General features: G+C 61.2%; 24 protein-coding genes. 8 read left to right on the forward strand and 16 right to left on the reverse strand.

From position 1 onward, the window contains the following. Window positions 1–199 precede the first annotated feature (199 nt). Window positions 200–1,576: a signal recognition particle protein gene (gene ffh, locus UIB01_RS15865; protein ID WP_038662539.1), complete on the reverse strand. Its 1,377-nt coding sequence runs from the start codon at window positions 1,574–1,576 to the stop codon at window positions 200–202. Window positions 1,577–1,825: 249 nt separating this feature from the next. On the opposite strand from ffh, the gene UIB01_RS15870 reads away from it, so the two are divergent. Beyond that, complete coding sequence (locus tag UIB01_RS15870; protein ID WP_038662541.1) at window positions 1,826–2,626, forward strand: cytochrome C assembly family protein; 801 nt, start codon at window positions 1,826–1,828, stop codon at window positions 2,624–2,626. Window positions 2,627–2,642: 16 nt separating this feature from the next. Beyond that, the gene (locus UIB01_RS15875; RefSeq protein WP_038662544.1) at window positions 2,643–3,929 is read left to right on the forward strand and encodes an HlyC/CorC family transporter; all 1,287 of its coding nucleotides are present in this window, start codon (window positions 2,643–2,645) and stop codon (window positions 3,927–3,929) included. A gap of 31 nt (window positions 3,930–3,960) precedes the next feature. Here UIB01_RS15875 and purT read toward each other — a convergent pair whose 3' ends face one another. The 4 genes from purT to UIB01_RS15895 form a co-directional block, all read right to left on the reverse strand. Next, window positions 3,961–5,142 carry a formate-dependent phosphoribosylglycinamide formyltransferase gene (gene purT / locus UIB01_RS15880; protein ID WP_038662547.1) on the reverse strand — a complete coding sequence of 394 codons (1,182 nt, stop codon included), beginning with the start codon at window positions 5,140–5,142 and terminating at the stop codon, window positions 3,961–3,963. Between the two features lie 46 nt (window positions 5,143–5,188). Beyond that, window positions 5,189–5,380, reverse strand: coding sequence for a DUF1289 domain-containing protein (locus tag UIB01_RS15885; RefSeq protein ID WP_038662550.1), 192 nt, complete (start codon window positions 5,378–5,380; stop codon window positions 5,189–5,191). Continuing rightward, window positions 5,377–5,898, reverse strand: coding sequence for a gamma carbonic anhydrase family protein (locus UIB01_RS15890; protein ID WP_038662553.1), 522 nt, complete (start codon window positions 5,896–5,898; stop codon window positions 5,377–5,379). Before UIB01_RS15890 ends, UIB01_RS15885 begins: the two co-directional genes overlap by 4 nt. A 61-nt stretch (window positions 5,899–5,959) precedes the next feature. After that, on the reverse strand, window positions 5,960–6,577 hold the full coding sequence (locus UIB01_RS15895; protein ID WP_038662556.1) for a CoA pyrophosphatase: 618 nt from the start codon (window positions 6,575–6,577) through the stop codon (window positions 5,960–5,962). Between the two features lie 216 nt (window positions 6,578–6,793). Between UIB01_RS15895 and UIB01_RS15900 the strand changes: the two genes are divergently transcribed. Then, a complete protein-coding gene (locus UIB01_RS15900) occupies window positions 6,794–7,360 on the forward strand; it encodes an NUDIX hydrolase (RefSeq protein WP_038662559.1) in 567 nt (188 codons plus the stop codon). Between the two features lie 57 nt (window positions 7,361–7,417). Beyond that, on the forward strand, window positions 7,418–7,921 hold the full coding sequence (locus UIB01_RS15905; protein ID WP_038662563.1) for a L,D-transpeptidase family protein: 504 nt from the start codon (window positions 7,418–7,420) through the stop codon (window positions 7,919–7,921). Window positions 7,922–7,969: 48 nt separating this feature from the next. On the opposite strand, the gene UIB01_RS15910 is transcribed toward UIB01_RS15905, so the two are convergent. The 6 genes from UIB01_RS15910 to UIB01_RS15935 form a co-directional block, all read right to left on the reverse strand. Further along, entirely contained in the window at window positions 7,970–8,287 is a 318-nt protein-coding gene (locus UIB01_RS15910) for a YqfO family protein (RefSeq protein WP_038665885.1), read from the reverse strand. Between the two features lie 203 nt (window positions 8,288–8,490). Beyond that, window positions 8,491–12,387 carry a phosphoribosylformylglycinamidine synthase gene (gene purL, locus UIB01_RS15915; RefSeq protein ID WP_038662566.1) on the reverse strand — a complete coding sequence of 1,299 codons (3,897 nt, stop codon included), beginning with the start codon at window positions 12,385–12,387 and terminating at the stop codon, window positions 8,491–8,493. 125 nt (window positions 12,388–12,512) lie between these two features. Beyond that, window positions 12,513–13,280, reverse strand: coding sequence for an amino acid ABC transporter ATP-binding protein (locus UIB01_RS15920; RefSeq protein WP_038662569.1), 768 nt, complete (start codon window positions 13,278–13,280; stop codon window positions 12,513–12,515). A 9-nt stretch (window positions 13,281–13,289) separates the two neighbouring features. Next, on the reverse strand, window positions 13,290–14,387 hold the full coding sequence (locus UIB01_RS15925; protein WP_038662572.1) for an amino acid ABC transporter permease: 1,098 nt from the start codon (window positions 14,385–14,387) through the stop codon (window positions 13,290–13,292). Between the two features lie 4 nt (window positions 14,388–14,391). Then, complete coding sequence (locus UIB01_RS15930; RefSeq protein WP_038662575.1) at window positions 14,392–15,576, reverse strand: amino acid ABC transporter permease; 1,185 nt, start codon at window positions 15,574–15,576, stop codon at window positions 14,392–14,394. An 87-nt stretch (window positions 15,577–15,663) separates the two neighbouring features. Next, a complete protein-coding gene (locus UIB01_RS15935) occupies window positions 15,664–16,692 on the reverse strand; it encodes an amino acid ABC transporter substrate-binding protein (RefSeq protein ID WP_038662579.1) in 1,029 nt (342 codons plus the stop codon). 343 nt (window positions 16,693–17,035) lie between these two features. On the opposite strand from UIB01_RS15935, the gene UIB01_RS15940 reads away from it, so the two are divergent. The 3 genes from UIB01_RS15940 (at window position 17,036) to UIB01_RS23300 (ending at window position 19,950) form a co-directional block, all read left to right on the forward strand. Further along, a complete protein-coding gene (locus UIB01_RS15940) occupies window positions 17,036–17,692 on the forward strand; it encodes an alpha/beta hydrolase (protein WP_038662582.1) in 657 nt (218 codons plus the stop codon). Window positions 17,693–18,233: 541 nt separating this feature from the next. Continuing rightward, a complete protein-coding gene (gene rhlB / locus UIB01_RS15945; RefSeq protein ID WP_038662585.1) occupies window positions 18,234–19,667 on the forward strand; it encodes an ATP-dependent RNA helicase RhlB in 1,434 nt (477 codons plus the stop codon). A 118-nt stretch (window positions 19,668–19,785) separates the two neighbouring features. Then, window positions 19,786–19,950, forward strand: a complete 165-nt coding sequence (locus UIB01_RS23300; RefSeq protein WP_180983580.1) for a hypothetical protein — start codon at window positions 19,786–19,788, stop codon at window positions 19,948–19,950. A 4-nt stretch (window positions 19,951–19,954) separates the two neighbouring features. Here the strand turns inward: UIB01_RS23300 and moaE are convergent, their stop codons facing one another. The 5 genes from moaE to dmeF all read right to left on the reverse strand — a co-directional run bounded on the left by moaE (window position 19,955) and on the right by dmeF (window position 23,842). After that, window positions 19,955–20,413 carry a molybdopterin synthase catalytic subunit MoaE gene (moaE, locus tag UIB01_RS15950; protein ID WP_038662587.1) on the reverse strand — a complete coding sequence of 153 codons (459 nt, stop codon included), beginning with the start codon at window positions 20,411–20,413 and terminating at the stop codon, window positions 19,955–19,957. 2 nt (window positions 20,414–20,415) lie between these two features. Beyond that, the gene (locus UIB01_RS15955; protein ID WP_038662590.1) at window positions 20,416–20,664 is read right to left on the reverse strand and encodes a MoaD/ThiS family protein; all 249 of its coding nucleotides are present in this window, start codon (window positions 20,662–20,664) and stop codon (window positions 20,416–20,418) included. After that, window positions 20,661–21,131: a cyclic pyranopterin monophosphate synthase MoaC gene (moaC, locus tag UIB01_RS15960; protein WP_038662593.1), complete on the reverse strand. Its 471-nt coding sequence runs from the start codon at window positions 21,129–21,131 to the stop codon at window positions 20,661–20,663. Before moaC ends, UIB01_RS15955 begins: the two co-directional genes overlap by 4 nt. Window positions 21,132–21,233: 102 nt before the next feature. Next, entirely contained in the window at window positions 21,234–22,622 is a 1,389-nt protein-coding gene (locus UIB01_RS15965) for a PhoH family protein (protein WP_038662596.1), read from the reverse strand. A gap of 263 nt (window positions 22,623–22,885) precedes the next feature. Beyond that, entirely contained in the window at window positions 22,886–23,842 is a 957-nt protein-coding gene (dmeF, locus tag UIB01_RS15970; protein ID WP_038662599.1) for a CDF family Co(II)/Ni(II) efflux transporter DmeF, read from the reverse strand. 134 nt (window positions 23,843–23,976) lie between these two features. Here dmeF and yaaA point away from each other — a divergent pair, with 134 nt between their 5' ends. Further along, window positions 23,977–24,756 (forward strand): peroxide stress protein YaaA, encoded by a 780-nt coding sequence (yaaA, locus tag UIB01_RS15975; protein WP_038662602.1) that lies wholly within the window; start codon window positions 23,977–23,979, stop codon window positions 24,754–24,756. Window positions 24,757–24,836 lie beyond the last annotated feature (80 nt).

The following is a 24,836-nucleotide window of genomic DNA, read 5'->3' on the forward strand; positions in this document are numbered from 1 at the left end:
TGAACATCGTTCCTGTAGTCGGTGCTAACTTAAGGCACACACTTACTTAAAATGGGCCTAGGCCCGAAAGGCCGCACATTTTAAGGAATGCCGGGGATTTTGCAAACTCTTTTACCAATGTAGCAGGACTGCTCAGGGGCTGCATCCAGCGCCAGGCGGTCAATGACTCGCCACCACCCAGCCGCAGCCCTGTAGCCACTTAGAACTTCGGCATGCCACCGCCGGGAAGCATCCCGCCCATGCCGCGCATCATCTTGGCCATACCACCCTTGCCGGTGACCTTCTTCATCATCTTCTGCATCTGCTTGTGCTGCTTGATGAGACGACCGATGTCCTGCACCTGAGTACCGGAGCCCATGGCAATTCGACGCTTACGCGAGCCACTGATGATATCGGGATTACGTCGCTCAGCGGGGGTCATCGAGTTGATGATTGCCTCCATCTGCTTGAACTGCTTCTCCGCAGCACCCTGAGCATGGCCCATCTGCGACAGATTGACGCCACCGATGGAGGGCAGCTTGTCCATCAGCCCGCCAAGACCACCCATGTTCTTCATCTGCTGCAACTGGTCACGGAAGTCTTCGAGGTCGAAACCCTTGCCCTTCTTGAGCTTCTTGGTGAGCTTCTCGGCTTTTTCACGATCGAGAGTCTGCTCGGCCTGCTCGATGAGGCTGAGCACATCACCCATACCAAGGATACGCGAGGCAATGCGGTCCGGATGGAAAGGCTCCAGGGCGTCGCTCTTCTCGCCCATCCCGAGGAACTTGATCGGCTTGCCGGTCACATGACGCACCGACAGCGCTGCACCGCCCCGGGCGTCGCCGTCGACCTTGGTCAACACGACACCGGTTAGCGGTAGCGCCTCGCCGAACGCGCGGGCGGTGTTCGCCGCATCCTGACCGGTCATGGCGTCGACAACGAATAGCGTTTCGGCGGGATTTATCGCGGCGTGAACGGCCTGGATCTCGGCCATCATCTCGGCATCGATCGCCAGCCGCCCTGCGGTATCCACCAGCACCACATCGATGAACTTGAGCTTGGCTTCGCGAATCGCTGCCTGGGCAATATCTACCGGCTTCTGGTTGATATCGGAAGGAAAGAAGGTGACCCCGACTTCGGCTGCCAGGGTCTCGAGCTGCTTGATGGCCGCGGGACGATACACGTCTGCGGAAACCACGAGCACGGTTTTCTTCTTGCGCTCCTTGAGGAAGCGCGCCAGCTTGCCCACGGTGGTGGTCTTACCCGCACCCTGGAGGCCCGCCATGAGCACTACGGCCGGCGGCGTCACCTGAAGGGCCAGATCCTCGTTGGCCGCGCCCATCAATTCTTCCAGTTCGGCGCGAACGATCTTCACGAACGCTTGGCCGGGCGTCAGGCTCTTCGACACCTCGGTGCCGACGGCACGCTCCTTCACCCGATTGACGAACTCCTTGACCACCGGCAGCGCGACGTCGGCCTCGAGCAGCGCCATGCGCACTTCACGCAGGGTGTCCTTGATGTTGTCCTCGGTCAGCTTGGCCTTACCGGTGACGTGGCGAAGCGTTTGTGAGAGGCGGTCGGTTAGGTTTTCGAACATGAGCCATTCCACGCTGGATGTGCTGAAGGGCGGGATTATAGAAGGTGCAGACGCCCCGCCGGTACCCCCGCCAGCGTCGCTTTTCGCAGCAGACGCGACCAGTGCCACCGATTAACCCCCGCTGAAGGTGCGCCAGTGCCGGACGCGCACGAAGCAGTTCCCGCCATGAGCTGCGTAACCTTGACGCAGCTTTTGTGCCTCCGGTGTTTGTGCCACACTCACGACCTTTCGAGCCCGTTACCGGAACCTATGCACCCTCTGCTACCCAGCCTTGCCGCAGCCGCTCTTTATGCCGGCGTCACGGGCTATCAAAGTATGCGTCTGGCACAGCGTGCTGCGCCGGACAAGCGCCTTTTGCTAGGCCTCGGCCTGCTTGCGCTGCTTGCCCATGGCACAAGTCTGTTCATTCAGCTGCTGTCACCCAGCGGCCTGCATCTCGATTTTTTCAATGCTTCGAGCTTGATCGCAGCCTCCGTCATTTTGCTGATTCTGCTGGCGCTACACCGGATGCCGGTGGAGAACCTGCTGCTGCTTTTGTTCCCACTGGGTTGCCTCACCGTACTCTTCGCCCAGTTCGCGCCATCCGGCACAGCGCCAGCAATCACCGAGGAGCCCGGCATCCTCGCGCACATCTTGTTGTCGATTCTGGCCTACGGCATGCTCACCATCGCGGTGTTTCAGGCCTTGCTGCTTCTGCTGCAGGATCACCACCTCAAACACAAGCACCCCTCTGGTCTGATCCGCAATTTCCCCCCCTTGCAGACCATGGAAAGCCTGCTATTCGGCTTCCTCTGGGCAGGCTGGGTATTGCTATCCGCCTCACTCCTTTCGGGATGGCTGTTTCTAGACGATCTTTTTGCCCAGCACCTGGTCCATAAGACACTCCTCTCAGTGATCGCCTGGGTCGTCTTCGGCCTGCTGCTGTGGGGCCGCCAGCAACTCGGCTGGCGCGGCTACAAGGCCATCCGCTGGACGCTGGCTGGTTTCTGCCTGCTGATGCTGGCGTATTTCGGCAGCAAGCTGGTCCGCGAATTCATCCTGCATATCTGACGCGAACAGGTCACTCGTGGAAAATCTACATCCCGGCTTTCTGGTCGGATTGCTGGTCTTTCTGCTGCTGTGCTCGGCTTTCTTTTCCAGCTCCGAGACCGGCATGCTCAGCCTCAACCGCTATCGCCTCAGGCATCAGGCCAAGGAAGGCCATCGAGGCGCGCGCCGCGCCAGCGAGCTGCTGGCGCACCCCGACCGCCTGCTCGGCACCATTCTGGTCGGCAACAACTTCGTCAATATCCTCGCCTCCTCCATTGCCACGGTGCTGGCCATGCAGCTCTGGGGCGAGGCAGGGATCGCCATCGCCACCATCGGCCTGACCATCATCCTGTTGATCTTCGGCGAGATCACACCTAAGACACTGGCAGCGCTGCGCCCGGAGATCGTCGCCTATCCGGTCAGCCTGCCGCTGAAGATGCTGCAGAAGGTGCTTTACCCGCTGGTCGCGATGCTGAGCTGGGTGAGCAACGGCCTGCTCAGGCTGCTTGGCGTCGACCTGTCGAACAAGGGCAACGACAGCCTCTCTACCGAAGAACTGCGTAGCGTCGTGCGCGAGTCGGGCAGCGATCTGCCACTGAACCGCCAGAGCATGCTGCTGGGCATTCTTGACCTAGAGCGCGTGACCGTCGACGACATCATGATCCCGCGCAACGAAGTCACCGGCATCGACCTCGATGACGACCTCGAGTCGATCATCAGTCAACTGCGCACCACACCTCATACGCGCCTGCCGGTGTTTCGCAACGACATCAACCAGATCGAAGGCATCGTTCATATGCGGCAGATCGCCCGCCTGCTCAGCCATGACCAGCTGACCAAGGAGAGCCTGCTGGCGGCCTGCAGTGAGCCCTATTTCGTACCGGAGAACACCCCACTCTCGACCCAGCTGCTGAATTTCCAGAAGCAGAAGCGACGGATCGGCATCGTGGTCGATGAATACGGCGATGTGCGCGGCGTCGTCACGCTGGAGGACATCCTCGAAGAGATCGTTGGCGAGTTCAGCAATCAGGACGCCCTGCGCAGCCCCGATATCCACCCGCAGGAAGACGGCACACTGGTCATCGATGGCGCAGCTTACATCCGCGAAGTAAACCGTGCGCTGGACTGGCAGCTGCCTTGTGACGGCCCGAAGACGCTCAACGGGCTGATCACTGAAGCACTGGAACACATGCCCGATAGCGGCATCTGCCTTCAGATCGGCAACTATCGGCTGGAAATTCTGCAGGCCGCCGACAATCGGGTGAAAAGCGTCCGCGCCTGGACGATTGGCCACTCACCGGCGGACAGCCAGCAGCAAAACTGACGGAGCCGGCAGGGCGCCGACTCCGCAGCCTTCAAAGCTCGACAGCTACCGCAGCGGCCGCACGCAACGCCTTCTCCCTAGCTGCATCGATAGATACATCGCGCGCCAATGCGACCCCCATTCGACGTTGCCCACTGACACCCGGCTTGCCGAACAAACGCAGCGTTGTATCCGGCTCCGCCAGCACGCCGCCGAGGTTGCCGAAGCTCACCTCGGAGGACTCGCCCTCCACCAGAATCACCGCCGACGCGGCTGGGCCAAATTGACGAATCACCGGAATTGGCAGACCAAGGATGGCCCGTGCGTGCAGAGCGAACTCGGACAGGTCCTGCGATACGAGCGTAACCAGGCCAGTATCGTGAGGGCGCGGCGATATTTCGCAGAACCAGACCTGATCGCCTTTGACGAACAACTCGACCCCGAATACACCCCGCCCGCCCAACGAGTCGGTGACGGCCAAAGCGATTCGCCGTGCCTCGGCCATCGCCGCCGGCTCCATCGGCTGCGGCTGCCAGGACTCCTGATAATCGCCCTTCTCCTGGCGATGACCGACCGGCTCGCAGAAGCTCGTCCCGCCCGCGTGACGGACGGTCAGCAAGGTGATTTCGTAATCGAAATCGATGAAACCTTCGACGATGACCCGACCACGCCCGGCGCGACCGCCAGCCTGAGCGTAGTCCCATGCGGTCTCGATATCGGCTTCGCTGCGCAGCACCGACTGCCCCTTGCCGGAGGAGCTCATCACGGGCTTGATAACACAAGGGAAACCTAGGGCCAACGCTGCCTCCCGACACTCATCCAGCGAGTCGGCAAAGCGATAGGGTGAGGTCGGCAGCCCGAGCTCTTCGGCGGCGAGGCGGCGAATACCCTCGCGATTCATCGTCAGCTGCGCAGCCGGAGCCGTTGGGATCACGCTGTAGCCTTCGCGCTCCAGCTCGACCAGCGTGGCCGTGGCGATGGCCTCGATCTCCGGCACGATGTAGTGCGGTCGCTCCTGCTCGATCACGGCACGCAACGCTGAACCGTCAAGCATGTCGATCACATGACTGCGATGCGCAACCTGCATGGCCGGCGCGTTGGCATACCGATCTACCGCGATCACCTCGACACCGAGGCGCTGAAGCTCGATTACCAGCTCCTTGCCAAGCTCGCCGCTTCCGCAAAGCAGGACGCGCGTAGCGCTGGTAGATAATGGTGTGCCTACTCGTGGCATGGGAACTCCTCAAAACGTAGAACAAACGAGTGCGACAAGCGCCCTGCTACATCAGCTGGCCGCTGAGACGAGCTCTTTCGCCGCAACGCTGCAGCACCTGGCGGCGCTCGTCGTCGTCCATCAATCCCCAGCGGCGAATTTCATCCGCGCTGCGCTGACAACCGACGCACAGGTCGTGTTCATCCAGGGCACAAAGGCTGACGCACGGCGAGGCAACCGGTTTTTCCTGCGTATTCACTCATCCAATTCCAAGTCGCGGGCGTAGCGCTGAGCGTTATGCACATAATGGGCAGCGCTGGCTTCAAGCATTTTCTTCTGCTCCTCGGTCAGCTCACGCACCACCTTGCCCGGCGAACCAACCACCAGCGAACCATCGGGAATTTCCTTGCCTTCGGCAATCAGGGTATTGGCGCCGATGATGCAGTGCTTGCCAATCCTCGCGCCGTTAAGGACTACGGCGTTGATACCGATCAGGCTGTAGTCGCCAACCGTGCAGCCATGCAGCATGGCGTTGTGGCCAACTGTCACCCCTGTGCCCAAGGTCAACGGATGCCCCATGTCGGTGTGCATCACGCTGCCGTCCTGGACGTTACTGTTTTCACCAATATGGATCAGCTCGTTATCGCCGCGCAGAACGGCACCGAACCAGACACTGGCGCCAGCGTCCAGGCGGATCTTGCCGACCAAGGTGGCATTGGGCGCAACCCAGCTTTGCGGATGCGCTTCGACCCGCGACTCTCCCAGACGGTATTTCACGACACACCTCTTCTTGTTGTCAGTACGGATGGATCGCCGATCACCCATGCAGCGCAGCCGTTCAGGGCTCGCTGCGCCCGGACAGATCGATGAAAGCGGCAGGCGCGCGGCGCATTTCGATGCCGGCGTCATATATGACATTGACCAGCTCGACGATCATGATCGCCGTCAGGCCCCATATCTGGTATTCGCCATAGCGGTAGGACGGGATGTACCAGCTCTGTCCCTGGTAATCGATACGGTGCGTAACTTCCCGTGGATCCTCACAGAAGAACTCCAGCGGCACCGAGAAGACCGAGGCAATTTCGGCATCATTGGCGCGATACTCGACATAGTCCGGAACCAGCCCGACATAGGGCGTGACATGAATGCCGTGCACCGATATCAGACTGCTGAGCGGCCCGACAACCTCGACCATGCCCGGCGCTAGCCCGACCTCCTCCTCGGCCTCACGCAACGCCGTATGCAGCAGGTCGCGGTCTTCCGGATCGCGACGACCGCCTGGAAATGCGACCTCTCCGCCATGGGTGGACAGGCCGGCGGCGCGAAGCGTCAACACCAGCTCCGGCGATTCGCTACGGGTGATCGGCATCAACACTGCCGCCTCGGGCAGACGGCCTTCCGGCTCCAGGAGATGCGGGGAATAAGCGCGCACCCGGTGGAGTATTGTCTCCAGCATGAATTTTCTCATTTCGTCTTTGACCGGCATCATGGCATGAAAGGCGTAACGGCCCAAGGCCTCGAAAAGGTCTATCGAACAGTCAAATGTACCGCCGCGATGTCGATGTAACTGACGCGTACAGCGCAGCGTTTAGCCAGCCGGCTAACGCTGCGCACTCCTTGCCGAATCGGCATGAACGCACCAAGATTCGTCTTAACCGATAGGAATGCACCGATGAAATATTGCAACCAGTGCGGCGACCCAGTGCTGGTCCGCATACCGGACGGCGACAACAGGCCGCGCTTCGTCTGCGACAACTGCCACACCGTGCATTATCAGAACCCGAGAATCGTCGCCGGCTGCGTCCCCGTCTGGGATGACCGCGTACTACTCTGCCGGCGCGCGATCGAGCCACGTAAGGGCTATTGGACGTTGCCGGCCGGCTTCATGGAGAACGGCGAAACCCTGCAGCAGGCCGCAGTACGCGAGACGCTCGAAGAAGCCTGCGCGCGGGTTCGCGATCTGCAGCTGTATACCCTGTTCGACCTGCCGCACATCAACCAGGTGTACATGTTCTTCCGCGCTCAACTGGTCGATCTGGACTTCTCTGCCGGGGATGAGAGCCTGGAAGTAAAACTCTTTGAGCAACAGGATATCCCTTGGTCCGAGCTGGCTTTTCCCACCATCGGCCGTACTCTAGAATGCTTCTTCGCCGACCGGGTGCAGCAGACCTTCCCGGTGCGCAATGAAGCCGTGACCGGCTATCGAAGCCGCCAGCAGAACCAGGCAAATGCCGATTGATTCGTTTGCCGGCCGCGCTCGCATACAGGTCTGATGAAGTCTCCCAGGAATGCCTTGATGCGCTGGCTGTTCGCTTTGCTCTGCCTCACCTTTACCGCGCCCTCCTACGCCAATGCGACTCCCAGCCTGGGTAGCACACCGATCGACAAGGTGCTGGTAATCAAGTCGGAACGCAAACTTCACCTGGTCAGCTCCGGCCAGACGCTCAAGAGCTATCGCGTTTCGTTGGGCAAGCAACCGCGGGGAGCGAAACTGCGCGAAGGCGACCTGCGCACACCCGAAGGTTTCTACTGGATCGACTGGCGCAAGACGAGCGACAAGTACAACCTGTCGATGCACATCTCCTATCCCAACGCCCGCGATCTGGCCCGCGCACAGCAGGAAGGTGTTCCGCCGGGCAACATGATCATGCTCCACGGCACACCTTTGGATGAGGAATATCCTGAGTGGTTCTTTCACACTCTCGACTGGACCGAAGGCTGCATCGCGCTGAGCAACCATGACATGCGGGAGATATGGACGCTGGTGAAGGACGGCACACTGATCGAGATTCGCCCGTAGCACGCCCCAAGGCGCAGACCTAAGCCAGCGCGAGCTGCGGCTCGCAGGTCAAAACTGCATATCTGACAAACGCCAGACGTCGAAAGCCGGCGTCTCGTATGGGTGAGCCTTTTTCATCGCTTTCACGCTGTCGTGGATGAGCTCATCGGTAACCACCATCTCGACTTTCCACTCAGGTACATGCTGGACCTGCCCCATCTGGCCGATGTACGGCTGGCTGCCCTCCAATGGACGGTATTGCCCCTGTCCGAGCACCTGCCAGCAGCAGCTGTCATACGCGCCAACGCGACCAGCGCCCGCGGCGAACACTGCTTTCTTGACCGCTTCCAGATGACTGTCTGGAACATAGAAACACAGCTTGTACATCGACCTCTCCATGCAGATGAAACCGACCTCGATCTGTCGGGCTAAGTGGCATACTGCCATCCATGCGCGCGCCATATAGTGCGCCGCGTCATAGCTCAGACGCCCCATAGCGCCGCCGGTTCATAGACCTTCGTCACAAATGAAAAAGCCCGCCGATATGCTATCGGTGGGCTTTTCAGGAACGGTCAGAAAGCCCCGTTCGGTCAGTCGACCCAGACCCGCGCATTACGGAACATGCGCATCCAACCACCGTCTTCATGCCACTCGTCAGGCCGCCAGGAGTTGGTCACGGCACGGAACACTCGCTCCGGGTGCGGCATCATGATGGTCACGCGGCCATCGCGGCTGCTGAGACCGGTGATACCACGTGGAGAGCCGTTCGGGTTGGCCGGGTAACGCTCGGTGACCTTGCCGTGGTTATCCACGAAGCGCAGCGCCACGGTGCCGGAGAGATCCGCCTGCAGCATGGCCTCTTCGCTCTCGAATTCCGCATGGCCTTCGCCGTGGGCGATGGCGATAGGCATACGGGAGCCCGCCATGCCCTGCAGGAAGATCGATGGCGAATCCTGCACCTGGACCATCGCCACCCGAGCTTCGAACTGCTCCGAGCGGTTGCGTACGAAGTGCGGCCAGTTCTCCGTGCCCGGGATCAGTTCGTGCAGGTTGCTCATCATCTGGCAGCCGTTGCACACGCCGAGGGCGAAGCTGTCCTTGCGCTCAAAGAAGGCCTGGAAGCCATCTCGTGCACGCGCGTTGAATAGAATCGACTTGGCCCAGCCTTCACCGGCGCCAAGCACGTCGCCGTACGAGAAGCCACCGCAGGCGACCAGGCCCTTGAACTCCTCGAGGCTGACACGTCCGGAAAGAATGTCACTCATGTGCACGTCGACAGCGGCGAAACCGGCACGGTCGAACGCCGCGGCCATCTCCACCTGGCCGTTGACGCCCTGCTCGCGCAGCACCGCAATCTGCGGACGAACGCCACGCTTGATGTAGGGCGCGGCGATGTCTTCGTTCACGTCGAAACTGAGCTTGGCGCTCAGACCCGGGTTGTCCTCATCCAGCAGCGCGTCGAACTCCTGATCGGCGCATTCGGCGTTGTCGCGCAGACGCTGGATCTGATAGCTGGTTTCCGCCCACTGACGCTGCAGCAACCGGCGATCACCACTGAATACCTCGGTTTCGCCGTGCTTGATCGACACATGGCCATTGTTGACTGGCTGACCGATGACTGCGACGCAGTCACCCAGACCGGCAGCGCTGAACTGCGCCAGTACGATCTCGGTGTCGTCCTGACGCACCTGGATCACCGCGCCAAGCTCTTCGTTGAAGAGCATGGGTGCGACATCTGCGGCGCTTTCCAGCAGACCATCGAGATTGAGGTTCAGGCCGCAGTGACCGGCAAATGCCATTTCCAGCACGGTGGTCAGCAGACCACCATCGGAACGGTCGTGGTAAGCCAGCAACAGACCGTCGGCATTCAGCCCCTGGACCACGGCGAAGAATGCCTGCAGGTCTTCGGCATCATCGACGTCGGGTGCCTGGCGACCAAGCTGACCGTATACCTGCGCGAGGATCGAAGCGCCCATGCGGTTCTGCCCGCGCCCCAGATCAATCAGGATCAGGTCGGTGGCGCCCTTGTCCAGGCGTAGCTGCGGGGTCAGGGTCTGGCGAATATCAGTTACCGGAGCGAAGCCGGAAACGATCAACGACATCGGCGAGGTCACGCTTTTCTCTGCGCCCTCCTCGCTCCAACGGGTTTTCATCGACATCGAGTCCTTGCCCACCGGAATGGTCAGGCCTAGCTGCGGGCACAGCTCCATGCCGACGGCGCGCACGGTGTCGTACAGCCGCGCGTCTTCGCCAGGGTGGCCGGCGGCGGCCATCCAGTTGGCGGACAACTTGATGTCGGAGATCTTATCGATGCGTGCCGCTGCGAGGTTGGTCAGCGTTTCGCCAATAGCCAAGCGGCCCGATGCCGGAGCATCCAGCAGCGCCAGCGGCGTACGCTCGCCCATCGCCATGGCTTCGCCGGTGTAAACGTCGTAGCTGGTAGCCGTGACGGCGCAGTCGGCGACCGGCACCTGCCAAGGGCCGACCATCTGATCGCGAGCCACCTGGCCGGTAATGCTGCGGTCACCGATGGTGATCAGAAAGCTCTTGCTGGCGACCGCGGGGTGACGCAGCACACGGGTGGCGGCTTCGCTCAGATCGACAGTAGCCGCATCGAAGTCATCGCCGAGCTCCGCTTCGCGGCTGGCGCTGCGGTGCATGCGCGGCGGCTTGCCGAGCAGCACCTCGAGCGGCATATCCACCGGGGTGTTGCCAAAGTGACTGTCGGTAACGGTCAGGTGCGGCTCTTCGGTCGCCTCGCCGACGACTGCGAACGGGCAACGCTCACGTTCACAGATAGCCTGGAAACGCTCGAAATCGACGGCGCTGACGGCCAGTACGTAACGCTCCTGGGACTCGTTGCTCCAGATCTCATGCGGGGCCATGCCCGGCTCGTCGTTGGGCACGTTGCGCAGTTCGAAGCGGCCACCGCGGCCACCGTCGTTGACCAGTTCCGGGAAGGCGTTGGAGATACCACCGGCACCGACGTCATGGATGAAGGCGATGGGGTTCTGGTCGCCCAGCTGCCAGCAGCGGTCGATGACCTCCTGGCAGCGGCGTTCCATTTCCGGGTTCTCGCGCTGTACCGAGGCGAAATCCAGATCGGCCGAGCTGGCACCGGTCGCGACCGAGGAGGCGGCGCCGCCGCCCAGGCCGATCAGCATGGCCGGGCCGCCGAGCACGATCAGCTTGGCGCCAACGGTAATCTCGGCCTTCTGCACGTGATCTTCACGGATGTTGCCCATGCCGCCAGCGAGCATGATCGGCTTGTGATAGCCACGCACCTCGTCGCCGCGCGGCGTGTTGATCGACTGCTCGAAGGTACGGAAGTAACCGGTCAGCGCCGGGCGGCCGAACTCGTTGTTGAACGCGGCGCCGCCCAGAGGGCCTTCAATCATGATGTCCAGCGGCGTGACGATGCGTTCCGGCTTGCCGTAGGCCTGTTCCCATGGCTGCTCGAAGCCGGGGATGCTCAGGTTGGAGACGGTGAAACCGGTCAGACCGGCCTTTGGCTTGGCGCCGCGGCCGGTGGCGCCCTCGTCGCGAATCTCGCCACCGGAACCGGTGGAAGCACCCGAGAACGGCGAGATCGCGGTCGGGTGGTTGTGGGTTTCCACCTTCATCAGGATGTGCACCGGCTCCTGCACCGCGCCGTACTGGCGGGTTTCAGGATTGGGGAAGAAACGCCCTGCGGTGTGGCCGACGATGACCGACGCGTTGTCCTTGTAGGCGGACAGCACGTTCTCGCTGTGCATCTGGTAGGTGTTCTTGATCATGCCGAACAGCGACTTGTCCTGGCTTTCGCCGTCGATGTCCCAGCTGGCATTGAAGATCTTGTGGCGGCAATGCTCGGAATTGGCCTGCGCGAACATCATCAGCTCGATGTCGTGCGGGTTGCGCTTGAGGCCCTGGAAGGCGCTGACCAGATAATCGATTTCGTCTTCGGCCAGGGCCAGGCCCAGTTCGATATTGGCCTTTTCCAGCGCGGCGCGGCCGCCACCGAGGATGTCCACCGCAGTAAGCGGCTTGGGCTCGGCATGGCTGAACAGGTTGGCGGCTGCTTCGAAACGATCCAGCACCATTTGCGTCATGCGGTCGTGAAGCGCTGCGGCAATCAGCTGTGCATCGCTATCGGAAAACTCGCCCTGCACGTAATAGGCGATACCCCGCTCCAGCCGCTGGACCTTCTCCAGCCCGCAGTTGTGGGCGATATCGCTGGCCTTGCTCGACCACGGCGAAATGGTGCCGAAGCGAGGCACCACGAGGAACAGCCGACCAGCAGGTTCCTGCACCGGCACACTGGGGCCGTACTTCAGCAGGCGGGTCAGTACGTTCTGCTCATCCGCGCCAAGCGTGCCGGAAACCTCGGCGAAATGGGCGAACTCGGCATACAACCCGCTGACGGCGGGGACCTTATCGGCCAGTTGTGCCAGGAGCTTGCCATGACGGAAGGCGGAAAGAGCGGGAGCGCCGCGCAGGATCAACATCGTCGGAACAGCCTCGGAGGGGGGAGCAGTCGGGGCGCGTATTCTAGCCCATGACGGCGGCCGAGGCTAAGGCTGAACACTGCCAGGCGCCGCGTGCTCCGACGGCGCGCCTGGCCCGGCCTGGATCAGTGCAGGATCTGGCTGAGGAACAGCTTGGTCCTGTCGTTGACCGGGTTGGTGAAGAACACCTCTGGCTCGGCCCGTTCGACGATCTCGCCTTTGTCCATGAAGATCACCCGATCCGCCACGGTGCGGGCGAAGCCCATCTCATGGGTCACGCAGAGCATGGTCATACCGCTTTCGGCGAGGCTGACCATGGTGTCCAGCACCTCCTTGACCATTTCCGGATCGAGTGCCGAAGTCGGTTCATCGAACAGCATGATCTTCGGCTTCATGCACAGCGCACGGGCGATCGCCACGCGTTGCTGCTGACCGCCGGAGAGCTGGCCGGGAAACTTGTTGGCCTGCTCCGGAATGCGCACGCGCTCCAGATAATGCATGGCGATTTCCTCGGCCTGCCGTCGCGGCAGCTTGCGCACCCACATCGGCGCCAGCGTGCAGTTCTGCAGCACGGTCAGGTGCGGGAACAGGTTGAAGTGCTGGAACACCATGCCGACTTCGCTGCGGATCGCCTCGATCTGCTTGAGGTCGCTGGTCAGCTCGACGCCATTGATGACGATGCGCCCCTGCTGGTGTTCCTCCAGGCGATTGAGGCAGCGGATGGTGGTGGACTTGCCAGAGCCGGACGGCCCACACAACACGATGCGCTCGCCCTGGCGCACGGACAGGTTGATGTCCTTGAGCACATGAAATTGCCCGAACCACTTGTGCACGCCCTGCATGCGGATGACCGGCTCGCTCGCCTGCCCGGCCTGTGCGATTGAATCACTCATATCTCACTCCTAACGCTTGTGGCCGGTGTCCAGCTTGCGCTCCAGGCGCATGGAATAGCGGGACATGCCGAAACAGAACATCCAGTACACCAGCGCGGCGAACACGTAACCCTCGGTGGACATGCCCAGCCAGGCCGGGTCCGCCGTAGCGCGCTTGATGCTGTTGAGGAAGTCGAACAGGCCGATGATGATCACCAGGCTGGTGTCCTTGAACAGGGCGATGAAGGTATTGACGATGCCCGGAATCACCAGCTTCAGCGCCTGCGGCAGAATCACCAGCAGCGTGCTGCGCCAGTAGCCCAGGCCCATGGCTGCCGCCGCCTCGTATTGCCCCTTGGGGATCGCCTGCAGGCCACCACGCACCACTTCAGCGATATAGGCGGCCTCGAAGAACACCACCATCAGCATCGCGCGCAGCAGTTTGTCGAGGTTCATGCCTTCGGGCAGGAACAACGGCAGCATCACCGAAGACATGAACAACACGGTGATCAGCGGCACTCCACGCCAGAACTCGATGAAGGTCACGCAGAGCACACGGATCGCTGGCATGTCGGAGCGCCGCCCGAGCGCCAGCAGGATGCCCAGGGGCAAGGCGCCGGCGATGCCCACGGCGGCGATCACCACCGTCAACATCAGCCCGCCCCACTGGCTGGTCGGCACCGTTTGCAGGCCGAGGAAGCCGCCGTGCAACAGCCAGTAGGCCAACAATGGGTAGACCAGCAGATAGCCCAGGCCGTAGCGCAACTTGTGCGGCATCTGCCGCAGGAACAGCGGCGCTGCACCAATGATCGCCAGCCAGGCCGCCGCATCGACCCGCCAGCGCAGCTCCGTGGGATAGAAGCCGTACATGAACTGGCCGAATCGGGTCTGAATGAATACCCAGCAGGCACCTTCGCGGCTGCAATCGGCGCGCGTCTCGCCGGTCCAGTCCGCCTTGAAGATCGCCCACTCGAGCACCGGCGGCACGATCAGCCAGAGCAGATACAGCCCCACCAGGGTCAGCAGGGTATTGACCCAACTGGAGAACAGATTCGCCCGCAACCAGCCGAGCGCACCGATACTGATTGTCGGTGGGGGCAGGTCGGGCTTGAAGGTATGAATGGTCATGCGCTCACCGCTCGATCAGCGCAATGCGCTTGTTGTACCAGTTCATCAGCAGCGAGATGCTGATGCTGATGGCCAGATAGACACTCATGGTGATGGCCATGGTTTCGATGGCCTGCCCGGTCTGGTTGAGCACCGTACCGGCGAACAGCGACACCATGTCCGGATAGCCGATCGCAGCCGCGAGGGACGAGTTCTTCGCCAGGTTCAGGTACTGGCTCGTCAGTGGCGGCACAATCACCCGCAGGGCCTGCGGAACGATCACCAGGCGTAGCAACTGTCCCGGACGCAAGCCAAGGGATGCGGCGGCCTCGGTCTGGCCGTGACTGACCGACTGGATGCCCGAGCGCACGGTCTCGCCGATAAACGCCGCGGTATATACCGACAGCGCCACCACGATCGAAACCAGCTCGGGGATCACCACCCAGCCTCCGCGAATGTTGAAGCGCTGCAACTCCGGCACTTCCCAGGTGAAAGGTGCGCCTGCAATGAAAGTCACCAGCCAGGGAATGACGAGAAACAGCCCGAGGCTGGTCCAAAACACCGGAAACATCCGCCCGGTCGCATGTCGCCGGGCGCGCGCCCAGCGGTTGAGCAGCACCACCGCAACCAGCGCGACGAGCAGCGCCAGCCAAAACGACCAGAAACCATCGGCAGCGCTGGGTGCCGGCATCTGCACGCCGCGGTTGTTGACGAATACCACGTCCCACAGACTCAGGCTGTTGCGCGGCCCTGGCAGCGGGCTGATGACTGCAAAGTAGACGAAAAAGATCAGCAGCAACGGCGGGATATTGCGGAATATCTCGATATAGAGTGTCGCCAGCTGACGGATCAGCCAGTTGCTGGAGAGCCGGCCTACGCCAAGGATGAAGCCCATGATGGTGGCCAGAACAATCCCGATCACGCTGACCAGCAGGGTATTGAGCAGACCGACCCAGAAAACGCGCCCGTAGCTGTCGCTTTCGCTGTAGTCGATCAGGTGTTGGGAAATGCCGAAGCCGGCGGCGTTGTTGAGAAAGCCGAATCCGGACGTGATGCCACGATGGGCAAGGTTGTTCTGGGTGTTATGAAACAGGTACCAGCCGAACGCCACCACTGCCAACACTGCAATCACCTGGAAGACCCAGGCGCGTACTCGTGGATCGGTCAGCAGCGAACGTCGGGGCGCAGTGCCTCTGGCGATCGAACGCATCGAAAATCCTCATGCCGCACGGCCGACCCTCGCGGATCGGCCGTACTCATCCATGAAACGAGCCGGCACGAGGCCGGCCACGGAGGCTCAACGCACCGGCGGCGCGTACTGCAATCCACCTTTGTTCCACAGGGCGTTGAGGCCACGCTCGATCTTCAGCTCGCTGCCAGCGCCGACGTTGCGATCGAAGATCTCACCATAGTTGCCCACCTGCTTGACGATCTGCACCGCCCAATCCTTCGGCAGCCTAAGATCCTTGCCGTACTCTCCTTCGGCACCCAGCAGGCGTGCTACGTCAGGGTTCTTGGTGCTCTTCGCCATTTCCTCGACGTTGGCCGAGGTCACGCCGAGCTCTTCGGCATTGAGCATGGCGAACAGCGTCCAGCGCACAATATCGAACCACTCCTCGTCACCCTGGCGAACGGCCGGGCCGAGTGGTTCCTTGGAGATCACCTCCGGCAGCACGACATAATGTTCTGGATCCGCAAGCTTGATGCGTTGCGCATAGAGCTGGGACTGGTCGGAGGTCAGTACATCGCAGCGCCCAGATTCCAGCGACTTGGCGCTTTCATCGGAGGTGTCGTAGGTGATTGGGGTGTACTTGTGCCCGTTGGCGCGGAAATAGTCGGACAGGTTCAGCTCGGTGGTGGTGCCGGCCTGGATGCACACCGTGGCGCCGTCCAGCTCCTTGGCCGAGGAAACGCCAAGCTCCTTGTTCACCAGAAAGCCCTGGCCGTCGTAATAGGTCACGCCGGTGAAGTTCAGCCCCATGGCTGCATCACGCGAGCTGGTCCAGGTGGTGTTACGCGACAGAACATCCACTTCGCCAGATTGCAGGGCGGTAAAGCGCTCCTTGGCGGTCAACGGGCTGTATTTGACCTTGCTGGCGTCACCGAACACGGCCGCGGCCACCGCGCGACAGACATCCACGTCGATCCCCAGGTATTGCCCCTTTGCATCGGCGTAGGAAAAGCCCGGAAGGCCATCGCTGATGCCGCACTGCACGAATCCTTTCTTCTGTACTGCATCAAGGGTCGCCCCCGCCTGCGCAAGCCCGCTGATGCCCAGCAGTGACGCAGCACCCAGCACAGCCAGTGTGGATTTCACCCTAATCATCGAAACCTCCAGTTTGCTTTCTTATTCTCGGGTTCCGGCATCACGTCCCCTCGATGCCCGTCCAGCAACAACGAAGCGACGCCAGCCTGACCTGAGTCTAGCCGCCCTTGGATGATCGGCAATGTTGTTTGACTTCATCGCCGCGCCCCATATTTACAGGCCGTTTCCGACCAGGGCGGACTGGACGAAGCAAGCTGCGTACCAGCTCATCAAGTGGTGTGAACGAGAGGCTCTCGCACGGGTTCTATCGATACGCAGTAGCGGGTAACCTCGCGCTACTTCCTCGCTGGCAGAACTTAACTGCCCCAAGTCGAGGCGACCTGCCCCTAACTGGAGCCGATTCATGAGCGAACCGTTGATCCTCGAACCCACTGACGTAGCTGATGCTTGCGTCATCTGGCTACATGGCCTGGGCGCCGATCGATATGACTTCCAGCCAGTGGCGACGGCTCTGCAGCAGCGTTTGCAGAGCACGCGCTTCGTGCTGCCGCAGGCACCAACACGCCCGGTGACCATCAATGGCGGCTGGAGCATGCCCAGCTGGTACGACATCCTGGCGATGAGCCCGGCGCGCGCCATCAATAGCGAACAGCTGGAAGCCTCTGCGCAACAGGTGATCGCCCTTATCGAGGCGCAACGCGATGCCGGCATCGACCCAGCGCGGATCTTCCTGGCAGGTTTTTCCCAAGGCGGCGCAGTGGTGCTGCACACCGCGTTCCTTCGCTGGCGCGGCCCGCTAGGGGGCGTCATCGCCCTTTCGACCTACGCGCCCACCTTCGGCGCCTCCCCGGCCTTTTCACCAGAGGCCTTGCATTATCCAGTGCTGTGTCTGCACGGCAGTCGCGACGATGTGGTGCCCTCGGCAATGGGCCGTGTCGCTTATCAGTGCCTGCACGATGCGGGTGTCAAGGCAACCTGGCACGACTACCCAATGGGCCACGAGGTGGTTGCCGAGGAAATCCACGACATCGGCGACTGGCTCGCAGCGCTTCTGGCCTGACCGGAGCGCCCCGCGCAGTCAAGACCTAGTCTTGCAGGAATAACGACAACGCTTGTCTGCGTAAGGCAGGGAGCGGACCTAGCGTTGCCTGACCAGGCCAGCGGAAGGGCCGTAATGAACAATGCGCGAGGGAGCAGACTCGCTCGGTCGGTCGGTCGGTCGGTCGGTCGGACGCCACCATGAAGCGAAAAAGGCCTGCGCGCCCGGACTGAAATAGCTACACCCAGCCGCTGTTAAACGACGTGGAACGAAGCGAGCTCAGGTTGCGGCTGGAGAGACTCGAAACCTGCGACTCAGTCGGAGAGAAAACCATCTCTCTCGCCGCATACGCTGAACCGCCGCTATATATGCTTGTGCGTGCCCGGCTAAGCCTTCAACGGGCGCCACGGGGTAACCTACCTTGCGCGCCGTTGCAGCCAAGGCAAGGGTGAAACCTTGCCTGCGGCTGAAAGCTCGCCCGCGGAAGCGCGAAGCTTCGCCACATCTGCGTCTTGCATTACACTGGCGCGCGACACTTTCCCAATTCGAAGACGAGAAGACCGTGCTCAAAGCACTCAAGAAAATCTTTGGCAAGGCCCCGGATGAGCGGGCCGGCACAGCCGACAGCGGTCCCGCTGCGGTCAACGAGGGGCCACAACCCAGTGCCCCCGTAGAGCAGCAAGCCCCCACACCCGAGACTCCATCCAAGCCACAGTCCGCTGAGCGCTCCGAGAAACCCCGGCGCCCGCGTAACACCAAGCCGGCCAAACCTGCAGCGCCTGCCTGGAAGCTGGAAGACTTCGCGGTAGAGCCGGCCGAAGGCAAGACCCGCTTCCATGACTTCAAGCTCGCCCCAGAGCTGATGCACGCGATTCATGATCTGGGCTTCCCTTACTGCACACCGATCCAGGCGCAGGTGCTGGGTTACACCCTTGCTGGCCGAGATGCCATTGGCCGCGCACAGACTGGCACCGGCAAGACTGCAGCCTTCCTTATCTCCACCATCACGCAGCTGCTCGATACGCCACCGCCGCGCGATCGCTACATGGGCGAGCCGCGCGCGCTGATCATTGCGCCCACCCGTGAGCTCGTGGTGCAGATCGCCAATGACGCACTGGATCTGACCAAGTACACCAACCTGAACGTGATGAGCTTCGTCGGCGGTATGGACTTCGACAAACAGCTCAAGCAACTGGAATCGCGGTACTGCGACATTCTGGTTGCCACCCCTGGTCGCCTGCTGGACTTCAACCAGCGCGGCGAGGTGCATCTCGACATGGTCGAGGTGATGGTGCTGGACGAGGCCGACCGTATGCTCGATATGGGCTTCATCCCACAGGTTCGCCAGATCATCCGGCAGACGCCTCCCAAGAGCGAGCGCCAGACCCTGCTGTTCTCTGCCACCTTCACCGACGATGTAATGAACCTGGCGCAGCAGTGGACGACCAACCCCGCCGTGGTCGAGATCGAGCCGGAAAACGTGGCCAGCGACACCGTCGAACAGCACGTCTTTGCCGTGGCCGGCAGTGACAAGTACAAGCTGCTGTACAACCTGATCACCCAGAACGACTGGACCCGGGTGATGGTCTTCGCCAATCGCAAGGATGAAGTGCGGCGTATCGAAGAGCGCCTGACCCGGGATGGCATCAGTGCCGCCCAGATGTCCGGCGACGTGCCGCAGCACAAGCGTATTCGCACGCTGGAAGGCTTCCGCGAAGGCAAGATTCGCGTACTGGTGGCAACCGACGTCGCCGGCCGTGGCATCCATGTCGACGGCATCAGCCACGTGATCAACTTCACCCTCCCGGAAGACCCTGACGACTATGTTCACCGCATCGGTCGTACCGGCCGTGCCGGCAGCAGCGGCACATCGATCAGCTTCGCCGGCGAGGACGATGCGTTCGCACTGCCTCCCATCGAGGCGCTGATCGGTCGCAAGATCCAGTGCGAAATGCCGCCCGCGGAACTGCTTGCGCCAGTACCTCACTCACGCTGAGCCTATCGGACGCGGCGTTCGCCGCGTCCCTGCCTTACCTGTCAATGATCTGTATCAGGCCTTCACGCCCCTGAAGCGGCTAAAGTCATAGCTAGATTCCGAACGCAAGGAGACACCGATGGAAAGCTTTCACTGGCTTCTGACGCTTATCGTCATCGGGTTCATCCTGCTCTGCGTGGGTTACAACTACCGCGATCGCGATTGGGGCGTAGGGCTGCTCAGCCTGGGCGTGCTGACCATGTTCTCGACGCTGGCCTTCAAGATGTACATCACCTTCTACTGAAAGCTCAGCCTTTCTCGCCCCAACGCTCGGCAGCTACCTGATCACTGGAACGGCCCTCGACCCACCGCGGACCGGACGGCGTGGTTTCCTTCTTCCAGAATGGCGCCCGCGTCTTCAGATAATCCATTACGAAACGACAGGCATCGAAGGCGGCTTCACGATGCGCGCTCGCCACGCCGACGAACACGATGGGTTCACCAGGCTCCAGCACACCAACGCGATGCAGCACATCCAGCCGCAGCAGCGGCCAGCGCTGCTCGGCTTCGATGATGATCTCTTCCAGCGCCTTTTCAGTCATTCCCGGCGCATGTTCCAGAAACATCCCGGCGACATCATGACCGTCATTGAAATCCCTTACGTATCCGACGAACCCAGCTACCGCACCAATCCCAAGATTGGCCGCATGCAGCGCATTGAGTTCGGCACCGGGATCGAACGCTGCCGTCTGTACACGTACCGCCATGCTCAGCCTCCGGTCACTGTGGGAAAGAAAGCCAGTTCGTCGCCCTCGGCGACAGGCTCATCGAGGCCACAGAGTTCCTGATTACGGGCGCACATCAAGTTCTGCTCGGCAAGCACCTCCCAGACACCGCCTCGCGCAAGCAGACGCTGGCGCACATCGTCCACGCTGACAAGTGAGGCATCCCATTGCAGGCTCTCACCATCTGAGTCGAGGGTTTCACGATAACGGGCAAAGAATTGGATGGTAATCATGCCTGCACCTGCCAGTGACCGCTTTTGCCACCCAGTTTTTCCAGCAGACGCACGCCTTCGATGACCATGCCGCGATCCACCGCCTTGCACATGTCGTAGATCGTCAGCGCGGCGACGCTGGCAGCGGTCAACGCCTCCATTTCGACGCCGGTCTGCCCGGCCAGCTTGCAGGTGGCGCGAATCAGTACGCTGTCTTCACCATCAGCCGCCAGCTCGACCTTGATGCTGGTGAGCAGCAGCGGATGACACAGGGGAATCAGCTCGTAGGTCTTCTTCGCCGCCTGTATGCCAGCGATACGTGCGACCGCAAAGACGTCGCCCTTGGGATGGCCGCCCTGCTGGATCATCTGCAGGGTCTGCGGCAGCATGCGAACGCGCGCCTCGGCTACCGCTTCACGGGCGGTGACGGCCTTGTCAGTCACATCGACCATGCTGGCCCGGCCTTGGGAATCGAGATGGGTGAGCATCTGGCGCTCCTGATCGTAAAATCACGAGTCTACCCCAGCCGCCGGCGATGAACCCGCCCCCGTAAGAGGTACTACCGGGCATCGCCTGGATGGTGTCGCCGCTTACATGTGCGCTTCGGCGTATTCGGCCAATACCGAACGCGGCACCCCTTGCAGGGTGATGTGCACGCCGTGGGAGAAGTCCTTGAAACGCTCGGTCAGATAGGTAAGCCCCGAACTGGTTGCCGACAGATAAGGCGTATCGATCTGCGCCAGGTTGCCCAGACAGACCACCTTCGAGCCGTTACCCGCACGGGTGATGATGGTCTTCATCTGGTGTGGCGTGAGGTTCTGGCATTCATCGATCAGGATCAGACTCTGCTGGAAGCTGCGCCCGCGAATGTAGTTCAGCGATTTGAACTGCAACGGCACCTTCTGCAGGATGTAATCGATACTGCCGTGGGTGTTCTCGTCCTCCATGTGTAGCGCTTCGAGGTTATCGGTGATTGCGCCCAGCCAGGGCTCCATTTTCTCCGCCTCGGTACCAGGCAGGAAGCCGATATCTTCGTCCAATCCCTGCACACTGCGGGTGGCGATGATGCGCCGATAGCGCTTGCTGACCACGGTCTGCTCAATGGCAGCAGCCAGGGCGAGAATGGTCTTGCCCGAACCGGCTGCGCCGGACAGGTTGACCAGATGAATGTCCGGGTCGAGCAAGGCGAACAGCGCCAACGCCTGGTGAATATCCCTCGGTCTCAGCCCCCAGGCTTCCTGATGCAGCAGCGGCTCCTGATGCAGATCGAGCAGCAGCAGTTCGTCAGCCTTTATGCCCTTGATCCAGCCAACGAAACCCTGTTCGTCGATGATGAACTCGTTGATATGCACGGCCGGCAGGTTGTCGGTCAGCTGTACACGGTGCCAAGTGCGCCCATGGCCCTGATGGGTCTCGACCTTGCTTACGCGATCCCAGAAAGAGCCGGTAACGCTGTGATAGCCACGTGATAGTTGGCCTACATCGTCGACCAGCTGATCGGTATGGTAGTCCTCCGCTGCTACACCGCAGGCACGCGCCTTCAGACGCATGTTGATGTCCTTGGTCACCAGCACCACCGGCACCGCAGGCCGCTGCTTGCTGAGCCCAACCACCTGATTGATGATCTTGTTGTCGTTCAGATCTTCCGGCAATCCGTTGGACTCGCCGTGCTTGCTCATGAGGATCGACAGACTGCCGCATGGGCCGCTCTTGCCACGTTGAATGGGGACGCCCAGCTCGACCTCTTCCGGCGTGGCATCACCGAGCAACTTATCGATGAGACGGATGGCCTGACGGCACTCAGCCGCCACGCTGTGTTTGCCGGTCTTGAGCTGGTCTAGCTCCTCCAGCACGGTCATGGGAATCGCGACCTGGTGTTCTTGGAAGTTCAGCAAGGCGTTGGGATCGTGGATCAGTACATTCGTGTCGAGGACGTAGAGCGTGGGCTGGGTCGCGCGAGGTCTGCCGTAGTCATCCATACCGATCACCTTCTTCTGGGCCAGAAACGAAGAGCCGAAACCCTTCGCTGCAGAGTGACCGCCATGCGATTCAGGTGAGCGGACGAGGGCAACCAGGGGATTCGGGGCTGCCCAGGAGCCGCCACCTGTGTCGCAGGGTTCGGCGGTCTGAATTCGGTAATACCGTAAAAGTTATGACAGGCAAAAGTCTTTTCCGTTGAATGCGGCTTTTTTTCACGAATCGACCAAACGGCCTTGGCTCGCATGTTTCCGGCGCGTTATTGTCAGCGATCAAGGTGTGCGCTTTCGTCGCAGCGATTCACTTCAGCAATGACATGCACCAGCTGGGGGAATGCCTGCAACGCGGCCTTGTACTGGTCCGCCGTGTGCGCCTGATGGGTAACCACGCTCAGAATGCAGCTGTACTGCGCACGCCCTACTCGCCACAGATGCAGGTCGGTGACCTCAGTGTCCGGCACTTGTTGCAGCGCTTCCCGAACCCTGTTCACCAGTGGGTCATCCATCTCCCGATCAAGCAATGCCTTGCCCGTGTCGCGCAACAGGCCACGTGCCCAGACGAGAATGACCAGTGCACCGACGATACCCATCGCCGGGTCCAGCCAGCCCCAGCCAAAAAACTTGCCACCCAGCAGCGCGATGATCGCAGCTACCGACGTCAGCGCATCGGTCAGCACATGAATGAAGGCTGCATGTCGATTCAGGTCCTTTCCACCGGAAGCGTGATCATGCGAATGGTCGTCCGCGAGCTCACCGTGATCGTGATCGTGCTGATCGCGCAGTAACCAGGCGGACAGCAGATTCACCAGCAAGCCAATCACTGCGACCATCAATGCCGCGTCGAAACCGATTTCTGCGGGTGACCAGAATCGCGTCAGCGACTCGCCGATCATGAACAACGCCACCACGACCAGCAGCAATGCGCTGGTGAAACCGGCCAGCACCTCGATCTTCCAGGTTCCGAACGCGAATCGATGGTCCGCCGCATAGCGCCGCGCCAGAAGATATGCCAGTGCGGCCAGGCCAATGGCGACCATGTGCGAAGCCATATGCCAACCGTCTGCCAGCAAGGCCATGGAGTTGAACCAGTAACCGGCGGCAATCTCCGCCAGCATGGTCAATCCGGTCAGAATGACCACCGCCCACGTCTGGCGCTCGGAGGTTCGCTCCAGCGGACGGTAGTCGTGCGGCGGTTGCCACTGTGCGTGGTTGCAGTCAGACATACGAACTCCTTGGTTGACATTTCCTAGCTTGCGCCTTGCTACGTGGGGAAGGTCAACCATGGCTATGGCCCCCATAGCTGGAGCCACCACGCTCATCCCCCTACAATCGCGCCCATCAGACAGGAGACCTGTACATGCTGATGGTGATTTCCCCAGCCAAAACGCTCGACTATGAAACACCCCCGATAACTGAACGATTTACCGTGCCGCAATATCTGGAGCATTCGGAGCTGCTCATAGACCAGTTGCGCGATTACTCACCCGCGCAGATCAGCGAACTCATGCATCTTTCGGACAAGCTTGCGGCCCTCAACGTCGCGCGCTACGGCAGCTGGTCGGCTGACTTCACACCTGAGAACGCCAAGCAGGCGCTGCTCGCCTTTAAAGGCGACGTCTACACCGGGCTGAGCGTCGAGGATTTCACCGAGAGCGATCTGCTGTTCGCACAGCAGCACCTGCGTATGCTGTCCGGGTTATACGGCCTGCTGCGACCACTCGACCTGATGCAGCCTTACCGACTGGAGATGGGCACGAAGCTGGCCAATCCACGCGGCAAGGACCTGTACGCGTTCTGGGGCGAGCGCATCAGCAACTGGCTGAATGAGGCACTTGCGGAACAAGGGGATGACGTTCTCCTCAATCTGGCGTCGAATGAGTACTTCAGTGCCGTCAAGCGCAAGGCCTTGAATGCACGGGTCATCAATGTCGACTTCAAGGACATGAAAAACGGCCAGTACAAAATCATCTCGTTCTATGCGAAGAAGGCACGAGGCCTGATGGCCCGCTGGGTGATCAAGGAACGCATCGGCAATCCTGGCCAGCTTTCCGCCTTCGATTACGATGGCTATCGCTACAGCCCAGACGATTCGTCAGCGGACCACCTGGTTTTCCGCCGCGACCCTGCGCAGAGCTGACTACGCCAGCCCGCGGCGGCGGCCTCCCCGGTTCCGCCGCTTTTCCTCGCAGCCAATATCGCCGTTCGGCTTTCCCACAC

This window comes from Stutzerimonas decontaminans (assembly GCF_000661915.1).
Classification (GTDB): Bacteria; Pseudomonadota; Gammaproteobacteria; order Pseudomonadales; family Pseudomonadaceae; genus Stutzerimonas; species Stutzerimonas decontaminans.

What these genes read in the sequence shown, in the direction of transcription:
- UIB01_RS23300 (WP_180983580.1), top strand. Translation starts at nt 19,786, where the DNA reads ATGGAAAGCTTTCACTGGCTTCTGACGCTTATCGTCATCGGGTTCATC.
- purT (WP_038662547.1), bottom strand. Translation starts at nt 5,142, where the DNA reads ATGCCACGAGTAGGCACACCATTATCTACCAGCGCTACGCGCGTCCTG.
- UIB01_RS15940 (WP_038662582.1), top strand. Translation starts at nt 17,036, where the DNA reads ATGAGCGAACCGTTGATCCTCGAACCCACTGACGTAGCTGATGCTTGC.
- UIB01_RS15910 (WP_038665885.1), bottom strand. Translation starts at nt 8,287, where the DNA reads ATGTACAAGCTGTGTTTCTATGTTCCAGACAGTCATCTGGAAGCGGTC.
- UIB01_RS15870 (WP_038662541.1), top strand. Translation starts at nt 1,826, where the DNA reads ATGCACCCTCTGCTACCCAGCCTTGCCGCAGCCGCTCTTTATGCCGGC.
- UIB01_RS15930 (WP_038662575.1), bottom strand. Translation starts at nt 15,576, where the DNA reads ATGCGTTCGATCGCCAGAGGCACTGCGCCCCGACGTTCGCTGCTGACC.
- yaaA (WP_038662602.1), top strand. Translation starts at nt 23,977, where the DNA reads ATGCTGATGGTGATTTCCCCAGCCAAAACGCTCGACTATGAAACACCC.
- UIB01_RS15925 (WP_038662572.1), bottom strand. Translation starts at nt 14,387, where the DNA reads ATGACCATTCATACCTTCAAGCCCGACCTGCCCCCACCGACAATCAGT.
- UIB01_RS15905 (WP_038662563.1), top strand. Translation starts at nt 7,418, where the DNA reads ATGCGCTGGCTGTTCGCTTTGCTCTGCCTCACCTTTACCGCGCCCTCC.
- moaE (WP_038662587.1), bottom strand. Translation starts at nt 20,413, where the DNA reads ATGGCGGTACGTGTACAGACGGCAGCGTTCGATCCCGGTGCCGAACTC.
- moaC (WP_038662593.1), bottom strand. Translation starts at nt 21,131, where the DNA reads ATGCTCACCCATCTCGATTCCCAAGGCCGGGCCAGCATGGTCGATGTG.
- ffh (WP_038662539.1), bottom strand. Translation starts at nt 1,576, where the DNA reads ATGTTCGAAAACCTAACCGACCGCCTCTCACAAACGCTTCGCCACGTC.
- UIB01_RS15900 (WP_038662559.1), top strand. Translation starts at nt 6,794, where the DNA reads ATGAAATATTGCAACCAGTGCGGCGACCCAGTGCTGGTCCGCATACCG.
- dmeF (WP_038662599.1), bottom strand. Translation starts at nt 23,842, where the DNA reads ATGTCTGACTGCAACCACGCACAGTGGCAACCGCCGCACGACTACCGT.
- UIB01_RS15965 (WP_038662596.1), bottom strand. Translation starts at nt 22,622, where the DNA reads ATGGATGACTACGGCAGACCTCGCGCGACCCAGCCCACGCTCTACGTC.
- UIB01_RS15935 (WP_038662579.1), bottom strand. Translation starts at nt 16,692, where the DNA reads ATGATTAGGGTGAAATCCACACTGGCTGTGCTGGGTGCTGCGTCACTG.
- purL (WP_038662566.1), bottom strand. Translation starts at nt 12,387, where the DNA reads ATGTTGATCCTGCGCGGCGCTCCCGCTCTTTCCGCCTTCCGTCATGGC.
- UIB01_RS15920 (WP_038662569.1), bottom strand. Translation starts at nt 13,280, where the DNA reads ATGAGTGATTCAATCGCACAGGCCGGGCAGGCGAGCGAGCCGGTCATC.
- UIB01_RS15955 (WP_038662590.1), bottom strand. Translation starts at nt 20,664, where the DNA reads ATGATTACCATCCAATTCTTTGCCCGTTATCGTGAAACCCTCGACTCA.
- UIB01_RS15895 (WP_038662556.1), bottom strand. Translation starts at nt 6,577, where the DNA reads ATGCTGGAGACAATACTCCACCGGGTGCGCGCTTATTCCCCGCATCTC.